Below are 12,827 nucleotides of genomic sequence, written 5' to 3'. Positions count from 1 at the left end.
ACCGCCGCCGGGTCGCATAGACCGCTATTTCCCCTCCAGCCGCTGGCTGAAATAGACCATCTGCATCGCCTGCAGCCGCGCCCCCTGAGCGATGTCGGCATCGCCCGAATGGCCGCCGGCGGTGTCCTCGTAGAAATAATAGGGAATGCCATAGTCCTTGAGGCGCGCGGCGAACTTGCGCGCATGTTGCGGCCCCACCCGGTCATCCTTGGTGGTGGTCCAGATATAGGGCGGGGGATAATTCACGCCCTTGCGGATATTGGCGTAGGGCGAAATCTTTTCGAGGAACGCCTTCTCCTCCGGCACCGACACGCTGCCATATTCATCCACCCAGGACGCGCCGGCCGCAATCTGTTCGTAGCGGATCATGTCCAGCAAGGGCACCTGGATCGTCACCGCGTTCCAGAGGTCGGGATGCTGGTTGAACTCCACCCCCATCAGCAACCCGCCATTGGACCCGCCATAGATGCCGAATTTGGCGGGCGAAGACAGTTTGCGGGCAAAAATGTCCTTCGCCACGGCGGCGAAATCGTCATAGATGATCTGCCGCTTCGTCTTCAGCCCCGCCTCGTGCCAGGCCGGGCCGAACTCGCCGCCGCCGCGAATGTTGGCAAGGACGAAGCTGTTGCCCCGTTCCAGCCACAGCTTGCCGGTGATCGCGGCGTAGCTGGGCGTCATCGGCACCTCGAACCCGCCATAGGCGGTCATGATGGTGGGCGTGGACCCATCCTTCTTCATGGTCCTGGCATGGACGATGAAATAGGGGATCTTCGTCCCGTCGGTGGATGTCGCTTCATGCTGCTCGACCACCAGGCCGCTCGCGTCGAACCGTGCGGGCATGGCCTTCACCTGCACCGGATCGGGGTTCGCGGCGTCCAGCGACCAGAGCGTCGTCGGCGCCAGGAATCCCGCGACCGACAGATAGGCCTTGTCGCTCTTGTCGGTCGCGGTGGCGATGCCGATCGTCGCATTATCGGGCAAGGCCACGGCCTTGCTCGTCCATCCGCCGGTTCCGGGCGTCAGCACCATCACCCGTCCGCGCACATTGTCGTTGTAGGCCAGGATGACATGGTCCTTCGTCGCCGACACGCTGTCGATCGACTGGCGCGGCGTCGGTGCGAACAGGATCTGGGGCCTCAGCGTCTCGCCCGACTGCAGCGCCTTGAGCGGCACCGCCGCCAGCGCGCCGCTCGGCACGGTGACGCCGCCGCTCGTCCACTCCTGGCTGGTCTGGATCAGCACCTGTCCGTCCACCATGCCCTGCACATTGCTCTTGGCGGGCAGCGGCAGCTTCTTGACGCCCTGCGGCGTCACCAATGACGTTTCGTTGGTGAAGAAGGTGACGCCCCGGTAGAGGATGGCGGCGCGGTTGCCCGCTCCGTCCGACACGATGCTGGGATAGACGCCCACCTGATCGCTCGCCGCCCCGCGATAGACTTCCTGCGCCGCCGACAAGGGCTGGCCGCGCTTCAGCGCCTTGACGACGAAGGGATAGCCCGACTTCGTCATCGTCCCCTCGCCCCAGTCCCGCGCCAGCAGCAGCGTGTCGCCGTCCAGCCACGCCTCATTCTGCTTGGAGGTGGGCACGTCGAAGCCGCCCTTCACGAACTGCCCCGCCTCCAGGTCGAACTCGCGCAGCGTCACCGCGTCCTCGCCGCCGTCCGACAGGTTGAGCAGCGCAAGCCGCTCCTCGGGGTCGAGGATGCTCGCCCCCTTCCATACCCATTTCTTGCCCTCGGCCTTGGACAGGGCATCGAGGTCCAGCACCGTGGTCCATCGCGGCGCGGCGGTCGCGTAGTCCGCCTCTGTCGTCCAGCGCCATATGCCCTGCGGATGATCGGCATCGCGCCAGAAATTATAGACGCGCCCATGGATCAGCATCGGCATGGCGATCCGGTCCTTGGCCGACGCGATGGCGAGCGCGTCCTTATAATAGCCGGCATAACGGCGATCGCCCTCGAACGCGGCCAGCGTCGCCTTGTTCTCCGCCTCCACCCACTGCATCGCGCGCGGCCCGGTCCAGTCTTCCAGCCACACGAACGGATCGTCCGCCGAAACGGTGGGATCGGGCGCGCCGGCGCCAGTCAGGAGGGCAGCGGAAACCAAGGCGAAAATCCTCTTCTTCATATCGTCATTCCCCTTTCCGGCGCCCCGTCCGTCCCCGCATATAGGCCCTTCGCCGCAGCGCGCCCACGGTCAGCAGGGGTAACGCCGCCAGCATCAGCAGGGTCCCGATCACGCTGGGCGACCAGCCAAAGATCGCATGCACGTCAAAGGCCGATGGCGCGAGCAGCAGCACAAAGCCGGCGGTCAGCAGCCACAACCCCCAGCGCCGTGGCCGCACCGCCACCATGCGCATTTCATGGCGAAAGGCCTTTCGGCCCGCCTTGGTGGTGAGATCGGGCGGCGGCATGTCGAACATAAGATGCTGGACCTTGTGCCGCTTCGCCCCTATCCTGTCCAGCACCCCGGGGGACCGTCCACAGACGGTTGAGAGGCGGCTGATGTGGCTGCGACCCGCTGAACCTGATCCAGCTGACACTGGCGTAGGGAGGGAGCGCGCCTTTACACCGCCCGCACTCTCTCTCCGCCGCAAGGAGAATTTCCCCATGGCAGATGTCCCCGCCCGCACCGAAATGCGCGTCACCACTGGCCCGATCCGTGGATCGCGCAAGATCCATGTCGGTCCGCTCCGCGTCGCCATGCGGGAAATCGACCTGGAACCCTCGAGCGGCGAGCTGCCCGTTCGCGTCTATGACACGTCCGGCCCCTATACCGATCCGCAGGCGCGCATCGACATCATGGCGGGCCTTCCTGCGCTGCGCCGCGACTGGATCATGGGCCGCGGCGATGTCGAAGCCTATGACGCCCGCGCGGTGAAGCCGGAGGATAATGGCCTGAAAGGGCCGGACCGCACAGCCACCGGCACAGTCTCGACCGTGACGGAATCCAGAAACGGACGCGTCCAGCCCTTTCCCAACGTCGTCCGCCAGCCGCTGCGCGCCAAGGCCGGCGCGAATGTCAGCCAGATGCACTATGCCCGCCGCGGCATCATCACGCCGGAAATGGAATATGTCGCGACACGCGAAAATCTCGGCCGCGCGCGCTTGGCCGAATATGTCCGCGACGGCGAGAGCTTCGGCGCCTCCATCCCCGACTATGTGACGCCCGAATTCGTCCGCGACGAAGTGGCGCGCGGCCGCGCCATCATTCCGTCCAACATCAACCATCCCGAATCCGAGCCGATGGCGATCGGCCGCAATTTCCTGGTGAAGATCAACGCCAATATCGGCAATTCGGCGGTCGCGTCCGATGTCGCGACCGAAGTCGACAAGCTGGTCTGGTCGATCCGCTGGGGCGCGGACACGGTGATGGACCTCTCCACCGGCCGCAACATCCACGACACGCGCGAATGGATATTGCGCAACTCGCCGGTCCCGATCGGCACCGTCCCCATCTATCAGGCGCTGGAAAAGGTCGGCGGCATCGCCGAAGACCTGAGCTGGGACATCTTCCGCGACACCCTCATCGAGCAGGCGGAACAGGGCGTCGATTATTTCACCATCCATGCGGGCGTCCGCCTCGCCTACATCCCGATGGCGGCCAAGCGCGTCACCGGCATCGTCTCGCGCGGCGGATCGATCATGGCGAAATGGTGCCTCGCCCATCACAGGGAAAGCTTCCTCTACGAGCATTTCGACGAGATCACGGAGATCATGAAGGCCTATGACATCGCCTACAGCCTTGGCGACGGCCTGCGCCCCGGCTCCATCGCCGACGCCAATGACGAAGCGCAATTCTCCGAACTCTACACGCTGGGCGAACTGACCCACCGCGCCTGGAAACAGGATGTTCAGGTGATGATCGAAGGGCCGGGCCATGTGCCCATGCACAAGATCAAGGAGAATATGGAAAAGCAGCTCCAGGTCTGCGGCGAAGCGCCCTTCTATACGCTGGGGCCGCTCACCACCGACATCGCGCCCGGTTACGACCATATCACCAGCGCCATCGGCGCGGCGCAGATCGGCTGGTACGGCACGGCGATGCTCTGCTACGTCACGCCCAAGGAGCATCTGGGCTTGCCCGACCGCGATGACGTGAAGGTCGGGGTCGTCACCTACAAGCTCGCCGCTCATGCCGCCGACCTGGCCAAGGGCCACCCCGCCGCCAAGGTCCGCGACGACGCGCTATCCCGCGCCCGCTTCGAATTCCGCTGGCGCGACCAGTTCAACCTGTCATTGGACCCCGACACGGCCGAACAATATCACGACCAGACGCTCCCGGCCGAAGGCGCGAAGACCGCGCATTTCTGCTCCATGTGCGGCCCCAAATTCTGCTCGATGAAGATCACGCAGGAAGTGCGCGACTTCGCCGCGAAGAAGAATCAACCGGCGGACGGTTTCCTCGAAGCCGGCCTCACTGGCGCGGAAGTGGCCGAAGCGAGCCGCGCCGCCGCGCTCAAGGGCATGGAGGAGATGAGCCGCCTGTTCAAGGAAAAGGGCAGCGAGCTGTATATGGGGGCCGGGGACAGGGAGCATGACTAACATGCGCGTGCTTTGATTGCGCGTTGGTTGGGTGGGCTGCTCCGGCGGTTCACCCCGCCAAAGGCGGAGGCATCCGCTTACGTGCCCCGTCCGCCCCACCCCGCCAATGTTCCGGGCACCTTCTACGTCGAGGATGGCTGTTGCATCAGTTGCGGCGTCTGGGAGGACGTTGCGCCAGATCTATTGGCTTGGCTCGCTGATGGCAGCGATTCCCATTGCTACGTGGCGCGACAACCTGAAACCGAGGACGAATTTGCCCGGATGATGGATGCGATGCATGTGGGCGAGGTTGATTGCATTCGGGCCCGGAATTGCCGTCCAGATTGGGGACAAAGGCTCCGTGAAGCAGGGTTTGGGGACCAGATCGACCAGAATTGACTTGTCGGAGTCGAGCCTGTTATAACCCGCGTATGAACATGCCCCTCAAGATCACGAAGATCGGCAACAGCGCGGGTGTCATCCTGCCCAAGGAGCTGCTGGCGCATCTTAACGCCGCCACCGGCGATACCCTCTCCGTCGTCCTCACCCCACGCGGCGTGGAGCTTTCTGCCGCCGAGCCGGACTTTGACGCGCAGATGGCGGTTGCGCGCGAAGTCATGGCGCGGCGCAAGCGGGCGCTGCGCGAACTGGCCAAATAATGGCGCAGGAAGATTGGGTGTGGGTGACGCCGGCCGTCGCCTTGGCCGCCCATGCCGAACAGATTGCCGAACATGGCGGTGGTGGCGACGCGCTGCGCGACAAGGGCCTGTTCGAAAGCGCCATGGCGCGCCCGCAGCAGCTTGCCCATTATGGCGATCCCGACGCTGCGGCGCTGGCTGCCGCCTATGCATACGGCCTCGCACGCAACCATCCCTTTGTCGACGGCAACAAGCGAATCGCGGCGGTGGTCAGCGAAACCTTCCTGTTGCTGAACGGCTTTAGCCTTACCGCAACCGACGCCGAACTGGTGGTCGCCTTCCTCGAACTCGCCGCCGGCACCCTCTCCGAAGAAGAACTTGCCGACTGGTTCCGCCGGCATCTGGTCCCCTGACCCTTTCCTATTCGCGTCTCTTCTGATCCACCCTGTTGGATGGAACAGACCCCATCCCCCAATCCGCCCCGTCCCCGGTCCGCCAAACGCGGCCATTGGACGCCCGCCCTCCAGGCCCGGTTCGTCGCCGCGCTGATGCAGACGGGCAGCGTGCGCGCCGCCGCGCGTGCCGTCGGCATGTCGCCATCCAGCGCGCATCGCTTGCGCGGCCGCCTCAAAGGCACGGAATTCGACGCCAATTGGGACGAGGCGCTGCGGATACACGACTATTACCGCGCCCATCCGCTCGCGCAGGAGGCCATGGCGGCCGCCATCGTCGAGCGATGCAGGAAGGACGGGACGCTTCGATGAGGCTTCGCGAGCGCGTTGGTGAGGCGTGGCGAGCGCGTCGCGGACGCGAAGCAGGTGTTTTCGGCGGAAATGCGTGCACAACGGTGTGAACTTCGCAGGAAATCCGCATCGGCCTTGTCGCGCTTCCTTAAAAACGCTGCTGTAACGGACGACGCAAATCCCTACATGGGGCCGATGCCGCCTTCCTCTCCCGATGCCACGCCGTTGCCGCCAGTCTGGCAGACGCTTCGCCGCTTCCTGCCCTATCTCTGGCCGGCGGACGCCCCGGCGCTGCGCCGCCGGGTCACGCTGGCCATGGTCTTCGTTGTGCTGGCGAAGACGGTGACGCTCCTCATGCCCTTCGCCTACAAGGGCGCGGTGGACCGGATGGCGCCGGGTCTGGAACCCGCTGCCGGCCTCGCCATGGCGCTGGTCGCCGCCTATGCCGGGGCGCGCTTCGGCGGCGTCCTCTTCGACAACCTCCGCAACGCCATCTTCGAAAGGGTGGGGCAGGAAGCCGGCCGCCGCCTGTCGAACGACGTCTTCGTCCACCTCCACCGCCTGTCGCTGCGCTTCCATCTCGACCGGCGCACCGGCGCAGTCACGAAGATCGTCGAGCGCGGCACGAAGAGCATCGACACGATGCTCTATTTCCTGCTCTTCAACATCGCACCCACGGTGCTGGAACTGGTCGCGGTCTGCGCCATCTTCCTCGTGAAGTTCGGGGTAGAGATCGTCATTGCCACGCTGGCGATGGTGGCCGCCTACATCTGGTTCACCCGCACCGTCACCGAATGGCGCAACCAGCTGCGCCGCGACATGGTGGACATGGACACCAATGCCGTCGCCCATGCGGTCGACAGCCTGCTGAACTTCGAAACGGTCAAATATTTCGGCGCGGAACAGCGGGAGGCGGATCGCTACGGCACCGCAATGCGCCGCTACGCGCAGGCGGCGGTCAAGAGCGAGAACAGCCTTGCCTGGCTCAATATCGGCCAGTCGCTCATCACCAACCTGATGATGGCGGGCGCGATGGCCTATACCGTCTGGGGCTGGAGCCGGGGGCAATTCTCGACCGGCGACGTGGTGCTGGTGAACACGCTGCTCTCCCAGCTTTTCCGACCGCTCGACCTCCTCGGCATGGTCTATCGCACCATCCGCCAGGGCCTCATCGACATGGAGGCGATGTACAAGCTCATTGATACCCAGGCGGAGATCGCCGACCTGCCCGGCGCGCCCGCGCTCAAGGTGTCAGGCGGCGCGGTGCGGTTCGAGGATGTGCATTTCGGCTACGATCCCGAACGGGAAATCCTCCACGGCGTCAGCTTCGCGGTGCCTGCTGGCAGGACGCTGGCCATCGTCGGCCCGTCGGGCGCTGGCAAGTCCACCATCGCCCGCATCCTGTTCCGCTTCTACGACATCCAGGGCGGCCGGGTGACGATCGACGGGCAGGATATCGCTGGCGTGACCCAAGCGTCGCTGCGCGCCGCCATCGGCATCGTGCCGCAGGATATGGTGCTGTTCAACGACACGGTCGGCTACAACATCGCTTATGGCCGGCAGGGCGCGACCCAGCAGGAGATCGAGGCGGCGGCGCGGGCGGCGCAGATCCACGACTTCATCATGAGCCTGCCGCAGGGGTATGACACGCGCGTGGGCGAACGGGGCCTCAAGCTTTCGGGCGGCGAGAAGCAGCGCGTCGCCATCGCCCGCACCTTGCTCAAAGACCCGCCGGTGCTGGTGCTGGACGAAGCCACCAGCGCCTTGGACAGCCGCACCGAAACCGAAATCCAGACGGTGCTGCGTGACATCAGCCGGAAACGGACGACCTTGGTGGTCGCGCATCGCCTGTCCACCGTCGTGGACGCGGACGAGATCATCGTGCTGGATCAGGGGCGGATCGTCGAGCGCGGCCGTCATGCGGATCTGGTGCGGGCCGATGGTCTCTACGCCGCCATGTGGGCGCGCCAGGCGGCGGAACGGGCCGACATGCGGAGCGAGGCGGGGATAGAAGACATGTTCGACGTCGTGACGCCCTCCTGACGACAGGGCAGGAAGGGCGTCCGCGCATCAGTACCAAGGCGTTTTAACCGAGGTTCAGAAAGGGCGCTGCCACATCAGGAGGAATACGCGTCAATCGCCCGCTTTCCTTGTCGATCATCGCCCAGGTCGAGCGCGCGGACACTTTCACCTTGCCGTCCGGCCCGGTGAATTCGATCATCCGGTCGAACCGCGCACCGCGCGGCGGATCGGGTATCCAGGTGCGGCCGGTCACCGTCTCTCCCGCCGTCACATTGCCGCGATAGTCGATTTCATGCCGCGTCACGACCCAGATATAGGCTTCGACATGAGCCGGATCGGCGTCCTGCATCCAGTGCTCGACCGATATCTGCTCCATCCATTGCACCCAGACCGCATTGTTCACATGGCCAAGCACGTCGATATGCTCGGGGCGCGCGGTAATCTGCCGGGCGAAGGAAAAGGCCATCAGCTGGCCATGCCCAATTGCCACAGGATGAACGCGAATTCCTCGGCCGTTTCGCGCAGGCTTTCAAAGCGTCCGGACTTTCCGCCATGCCCGGCACCCATATTGGTCTTGAGCAGCAGCATGTTGCCGTCCGTCTTGGCCGCGCGCAGTTTCGCCACCCATTTGGCCGGCTCCCAATAGGTGACCCGCGGATCGTTGAGTCCGGCTGTCACCAGCAGCGGCGGATAATCCTGCGCGGTGACATTGCTATAGGGGTCGTAGGACAGGATGGTGCGGAACGCTGCCTCGTCCTCGATCGGATTGCCCCATTCGGGCCATTCGCCCGGCGTCAGCGGCAGGCTTTCGTCCAGCATGGTATTGAGCACATCGACGAAGGGGACATGCGCGACGACCGCGCCCCAAAGATCGGGATCGGAGTTGATGACCGCGCCCATCAGTTCGCCGCCCGCCGATCCGCCCGAAATGCTGATCCGGCCCTTGGCGGTATAGCCGCGCTCGATCAGCCCCTTTGCCACATCGACGAAGTCGGTGAAGGTGTTGGCGCGCTTGTCGAGCTTCCCATCAAGATACCATTGCTGGCCCAGATCGTCGCCGCCCCGGATATGCGCGAGCGCGAACGCGAAGCCACGGTCGAGCAGCGAGAGCCGGCTGGTCGAAAAGCCCGGCTCCATCGCGATACCGTAGGCGCCATAGCCGTAGAGATGGAGCGGCGCGCTGCCGTCACGCGCCAAATCCTTCGGATAGACGATCGACACGGGTATCTCCGTCCCGTCCCGCGCCGGGATCATCAGCCGCTCCGTCGCGTAGCGGCTCGCGTCATAGCCCGAGGGGATCTCCTGGACCTTGAGCTCTTCAAGCGCGCCGGTTTCCAGATGATAGTCGTAGATGGTGTCCGGGGTGACCATCGACTCATAGCCGATGCGGAGCTTGGTCACGTCATATTCGGGATTGTCGTCAAGGCTCGCCGAATAGCTCGCCTCCGGGAAGGGAATGCGCTTCGCTCCGTGCGTCGCATAATCACGCAGCTCGATCTGGTCGAGCCCGTCCTGCCGCCCTTCGGTGACGTAGAAGCCCTTGAACAGGGTGAAGTCGGTCAGGTAAAAATGCGCGTCGGGCGCGATCACCTCCTCCCATCGGTCGGGCGCGTCGAGCGACGCCTTCACCAGCCGGAAGTTGGGATGGATGTCGTTGGTGCGGATGTAGAGCGTGCCTTCATGTTCATCGACATCATATTCGCGGCCTGGCTGCCGCCGGGCGACGAGCAGCGGGGTTGCGGTCGGATCGTCGGCGGGCACCAGCCAGGCTTCGCTGGTCACATGGTCGCCGGTCGCGATCACGATCCATTTTTCCGAGGAGGTGAGGCCGATCGAAACGCGGAAACCCTCGTCATCCTCATGAAACAGTTCGACGTCGCTTGCGACATCCTGGCCCAGCCAGTGCAGCCGCGCATTGTCCGTCCGCCAATTTTCGTTGGCCAGGCCGTAGAGCAGCCCCTTGCTGTCGGACGTCCAGACCAGCGACGACAGCGTGTCGGGGATGACTTCGGTCAGGATCTCTCCTGTGGTCAGGTCCTTGATCCGGGCTTCGAACCGTTCCGATCCGTCAGTGTCGATCGCGTAGGCGAGGTAGCGCCCGTCGGGGCTGACCGACATGGCGCCCAGGCGGAAATAGTCATGCCCCTCGGCCAGAGCGGGCTCGTCGAGGATCAACTGGTCCGCGCCGCCCGCGACGGGTTTTCGATACCATTTGCGATATTGGGCGCCGGCCTCGAACGCTCGCCAATAGATGTAGTCCCCATCCTTCTGGGGCACGGAGCTGTCATCTTCCTTGATGCGCCCCTTCATCTCCTGGAACAGGCTTTCGACCAGCGGCTTGCGCGCCGCCATCGCCGCTTCGAACCAGGCGTTCTCCGCCTCCAGATAGGCGAGAACGTCCTTGTCCTCGACCTCCGGATAGCCGGGATCGCGCAGCCATGCCCAGGGATCGTCGACAGTGATGCCATGACGGGTAAAGCTGTGGGGGCGACGTTCGGCGATAGGCGGCGAGCTTTGATCGGTCATTAACTATCCATGGTCCAGACGGTGGGGAGCGCTGGCATAAGCGCGCCCGCCCCTCTATGTTGTCGACTTTGCGGCCGGTGCAAGTGGCCGGAATGATCCAAGGAAAGTTCAATGTCCAGTTATGAAGATCGCCTGATGGCTTTGCGCGCGCAGCTGGTGCGCCAGAAGCTCGACGGCTTCGTGGTGCCGCTGACCGACGAGCATATGAGCGAATATGTCGGCGCCTACGCCCAGCGGCTCGCCTGGCTGACGGGCTTTCAGGGATCCGCAGGCAGCGCCGTGGTGCTGCCGGAGGAAGCGGCGATCTTCGTCGACGGTCGCTACACGCTCCAGGTGCGCGAGCAGGTGGATGGAACCCACTGGCAATATGAAAGCGTGCCCCAGACGTCGATCGCCGCCTGGCTGAAGGACCATGCGGTCCAAGGCGCGCGCATCGGCTACGATCCCTGGCTCCATACGCGCGCGTGGGTGAAGCAGGCGAGCGAGGCGCTGGCGGAAAAAGGCGCTGATCTGGTCGCAGTGGACACCAATCCGGTGGATGCGATCTGGCCGGACCGCCCGGCGCCGAGCAGCGCGCGGCTGGTGGTCCATGACGACCGTTTCGCCGGGCGAAGCGCAGCGCAGAAACGGGCCGAGATGGCGGATTGGCTGACGACGAAAAAGGCCGATGCCGCGATCCTGTCCGCGCTCGATTCCATTGCCTGGACCTTCAACATCCGCGGCAAGGATGTCGACCGCACGCCCGTCGCGCTGGCCTATGCCATCGTTCATGCCGACGCCACCGCCGATCTCTACGTCGCGCCGGAGAAGATGGACGAGACAGTCGCCAAGCATCTTGGCAATGGCGTCCGGGTCCATGACCGCTCCGCCTTTGCCGACGCCTTGGCGGAACTGGGGGGCAAGACGGTGATCGCCGATCCCGAGCGCGCCGTTGCCGCGATCTTCGAAGCGCTGGACGCCGGTGGCGCGAAGATATTGCCGCTTCGCGATCCTGCCGTGCTGCCCAAGGCGGTCAAGAACGATACGGAAATTGCCGGCCACAAGGCGGCCCAGGCGAGGGATGGCGCTGCCTTGAGCCGCTTCCTCCACTGGATATCGGTCGAAGCGCCAAAGGGCGGTCTGACCGAACTCTCCGCTTCCGATCGTCTGGAGGCGTTCCGCAAGGATACGGGACTGCTGGAGGACCTGTCCTTCGACACGATCAGCGGGGCCGGCCCCAACGGCGCTGTCGTCCATTATCGCGTGGAGGAAAGCACCAATCGGCCGATCGAAACCGGCACTCTCTACCTCGTCGACTCCGGGGGCCAGTATCGCGACGGAACGACGGACGTCACCCGCACCATCGCGGTCGGCACCCCGACCAACGAGATGAAGCACCGCTTCACCCTGGTGCTGAAGGGGCATATCGCCCTTGCCCGCGCGCTGTTCCCCAAAGGAACGCGCGGCGGTCAGCTCGATGTGCTCGCCCGTCAGTATCTGTGGGCCGAAGGGCTGGATTATGCCCATGGCACCGGGCACGGCGTCGGCAGCTTCCTGTCGGTGCATGAAGGACCGCAGCGCATCGCCACCTTCGGCGGCGGGGACGAACCGTTGGTGCCCGGCATGATCCTGTCCAACGAGCCAGGCTACTACAAGACTGGCGAATATGGCATCCGGGTGGAAAATCTGGTGCTGGTCGTGGAGCGCGCGATTGAGGGGGCCGAAAAGGAAATGCTCGGCTTCGAGACGCTGACCTTTGCCCCCATCGATCGCGCCCTGATCGTCACTGAGCTGTTAAGCCCAGAGGAGCGCGCCTGGGTCGACGCCTATCATGCCGCGGTCCTTACGGTTGTCGGCCCACAGCTGGAGGATGAGGCGCTTGCCTGGCTGAAGGCTGCCTGCGCTCCGCTCTAACGCCTAATCCTTGCCTTTTTGGGCGGGAGGGGGCGCTATGCCCTCTCTCGCCTGAGCCTTGCGGCGGCGAAGATTGTCGCGCAACGCCTGGGCCAGCCTCGCCTTTTTCTCGTCCTGGGTTTCGCTCATGCTCGCCGCATAAGCAAAATGCGCGCGCGGCCGCAACCCGCCTTGACATCGCGCGGCGGGGCGGTCATAGGCCCGGCCTCCGCAGCGCATCGCGCCCCGGAATTGAAAAGAGTGCTGCCGTAGCTCAGTGGTAGAGCGCATCCTTGGTAAGGCTGAGGTCGTGAGTTCAATCCTCACCGGCAGCACCATTTTCTTCAATGACATGGCGGGTTATTCTCCCTTTTGAGGAGCGTCAGTCCGCTCACTTCGCTCCCTTGGCGGCTTACGCTTTGGACAACGGTATGTTGGCTATCTGGCTGGCTCTGTTGCAAAGATTGGCGGCAGTCAGAGGTAGGCTGTCGCTCTGCGCCGAT

The 12,827-nt window shown here is 64.5% G+C and carries 12 protein-coding genes, 1 tRNA gene and 1 riboswitch; of the genes, 8 read left to right on the top strand and 5 right to left on the bottom strand.

Annotation, left to right across the window (positions count from 1 at the left end; all coding sequences use genetic code 11):
* Positions 1-24 precede the first annotated feature (24 nt).
* Positions 25-2,127, bottom strand: coding sequence for a prolyl oligopeptidase family serine peptidase (locus tag AX724_RS11435; RefSeq protein WP_066766382.1), 2,103 nt, complete (start codon positions 2,125-2,127; stop codon positions 25-27).
* Positions 2,128-2,131: 4 nt separating this feature from the next.
* Positions 2,132-2,467, bottom strand: a complete 336-nt coding sequence (locus AX724_RS11430) for a hypothetical protein (protein WP_331711442.1) — start codon at positions 2,465-2,467, stop codon at positions 2,132-2,134.
* Positions 2,460-2,570: riboswitch (TPP riboswitch) on the top strand. (Overlaps the previous gene by 8 nt.)
* Positions 2,571-2,609: 39 nt before the next feature.
* Between AX724_RS11430 and thiC the strand changes: the two genes are divergently transcribed.
* The 6 genes from thiC to AX724_RS11405 all read left to right on the top strand — a co-directional run bounded on the left by thiC (position 2,610) and on the right by AX724_RS11405 (position 7,947).
* A complete protein-coding gene (gene thiC / locus AX724_RS11425) occupies positions 2,610-4,544 on the top strand; it encodes a phosphomethylpyrimidine synthase ThiC (RefSeq protein ID WP_066766380.1) in 1,935 nt (644 codons plus the stop codon).
* An 81-nt stretch (positions 4,545-4,625) separates the two neighbouring features.
* Positions 4,626-4,922: a ferredoxin gene (locus AX724_RS24950; protein ID WP_443018704.1), complete on the top strand. Its 297-nt coding sequence runs from the start codon at positions 4,626-4,628 to the stop codon at positions 4,920-4,922.
* A gap of 32 nt (positions 4,923-4,954) precedes the next feature.
* Positions 4,955-5,182 (top strand): AbrB/MazE/SpoVT family DNA-binding domain-containing protein, encoded by a 228-nt coding sequence (locus AX724_RS11420; RefSeq protein WP_066766378.1) that lies wholly within the window; start codon positions 4,955-4,957, stop codon positions 5,180-5,182.
* Positions 5,182-5,574: a type II toxin-antitoxin system death-on-curing family toxin gene (locus tag AX724_RS11415; RefSeq protein WP_066766376.1), complete on the top strand. Its 393-nt coding sequence runs from the start codon at positions 5,182-5,184 to the stop codon at positions 5,572-5,574. Before AX724_RS11420 ends, AX724_RS11415 begins: the two co-directional genes overlap by 1 nt.
* 39 nt (positions 5,575-5,613) lie before the next feature.
* Positions 5,614-5,925 (top strand): hypothetical protein, encoded by a 312-nt coding sequence (locus tag AX724_RS11410; protein WP_066766373.1) that lies wholly within the window; start codon positions 5,614-5,616, stop codon positions 5,923-5,925.
* 174 nt (positions 5,926-6,099) lie between these two features.
* On the top strand, positions 6,100-7,947 hold the full coding sequence (locus AX724_RS11405) for an ABCB family ABC transporter ATP-binding protein/permease (protein WP_066766371.1): 1,848 nt from the start codon (positions 6,100-6,102) through the stop codon (positions 7,945-7,947).
* A 43-nt stretch (positions 7,948-7,990) separates the two neighbouring features.
* Here the strand turns inward: AX724_RS11405 and AX724_RS11400 are convergent, their stop codons facing one another.
* Both AX724_RS11400 and AX724_RS11395 read right to left on the bottom strand, forming a co-directional pair.
* Complete coding sequence (locus AX724_RS11400; protein ID WP_066766368.1) at positions 7,991-8,392, bottom strand: acyl-CoA thioesterase; 402 nt, start codon at positions 8,390-8,392, stop codon at positions 7,991-7,993.
* The gene (locus AX724_RS11395) at positions 8,392-10,452 is read right to left on the bottom strand and encodes a S9 family peptidase (RefSeq protein WP_066766366.1); all 2,061 of its coding nucleotides are present in this window, start codon (positions 10,450-10,452) and stop codon (positions 8,392-8,394) included. The genes AX724_RS11400 and AX724_RS11395 overlap by 1 nt, the downstream gene beginning before the upstream one ends.
* Before the next feature lie 111 nt (positions 10,453-10,563).
* On the opposite strand from AX724_RS11395, the gene AX724_RS11390 reads away from it, so the two are divergent.
* The gene (locus AX724_RS11390) at positions 10,564-12,345 is read left to right on the top strand and encodes an aminopeptidase P family protein (protein ID WP_066766364.1); all 1,782 of its coding nucleotides are present in this window, start codon (positions 10,564-10,566) and stop codon (positions 12,343-12,345) included.
* Positions 12,346-12,348: 3 nt separating this feature from the next.
* Here AX724_RS11390 and AX724_RS24730 read toward each other — a convergent pair whose 3' ends face one another.
* Complete coding sequence (locus AX724_RS24730; protein ID WP_269454152.1) at positions 12,349-12,474, bottom strand: hypothetical protein; 126 nt, start codon at positions 12,472-12,474, stop codon at positions 12,349-12,351.
* 113 nt (positions 12,475-12,587) lie between these two features.
* On the opposite strand from AX724_RS24730, the gene AX724_RS11385 reads away from it, so the two are divergent.
* A tRNA-Thr gene (locus AX724_RS11385) sits at positions 12,588-12,662 on the top strand.
* Positions 12,663-12,827 lie beyond the last annotated feature (165 nt).

The organism is Sphingobium sp. CCH11-B1 (genome assembly GCF_001556865.1).
GTDB lineage: Bacteria > Pseudomonadota > Alphaproteobacteria > Sphingomonadales > Sphingomonadaceae > Sphingobium.
The sequence above is the reverse complement of the archived record's forward strand: the minus strand, read 5'-3'. Positions and strand labels throughout refer to the sequence as shown.

Excerpts from the sequence above, each read along its gene's own strand:
- AX724_RS11435 (WP_066766382.1), bottom strand. The coding sequence starts at position 2,127 with ATGAAGAAGAGGATTTTCGCCTTGGTTTCCGCTGCCCTCCTGACTGGC.
- thiC (WP_066766380.1), top strand. The coding sequence starts at position 2,610 with ATGGCAGATGTCCCCGCCCGCACCGAAATGCGCGTCACCACTGGCCCG.
- AX724_RS11420 (WP_066766378.1), top strand. The coding sequence starts at position 4,955 with ATGAACATGCCCCTCAAGATCACGAAGATCGGCAACAGCGCGGGTGTC.
- AX724_RS11415 (WP_066766376.1), top strand. The coding sequence starts at position 5,182 with ATGGCGCAGGAAGATTGGGTGTGGGTGACGCCGGCCGTCGCCTTGGCC.
- AX724_RS11410 (WP_066766373.1), top strand. The coding sequence starts at position 5,614 with ATGGAACAGACCCCATCCCCCAATCCGCCCCGTCCCCGGTCCGCCAAA.
- AX724_RS11405 (WP_066766371.1), top strand. The coding sequence starts at position 6,100 with ATGCCGCCTTCCTCTCCCGATGCCACGCCGTTGCCGCCAGTCTGGCAG.
- AX724_RS11400 (WP_066766368.1), bottom strand. The coding sequence starts at position 8,392 with ATGGCCTTTTCCTTCGCCCGGCAGATTACCGCGCGCCCCGAGCATATC.
- AX724_RS11395 (WP_066766366.1), bottom strand. The coding sequence starts at position 10,452 with ATGACCGATCAAAGCTCGCCGCCTATCGCCGAACGTCGCCCCCACAGC.
- AX724_RS11390 (WP_066766364.1), top strand. The coding sequence starts at position 10,564 with ATGTCCAGTTATGAAGATCGCCTGATGGCTTTGCGCGCGCAGCTGGTG.
- AX724_RS24730 (WP_269454152.1), bottom strand. The coding sequence starts at position 12,474 with ATGAGCGAAACCCAGGACGAGAAAAAGGCGAGGCTGGCCCAGGCGTTG.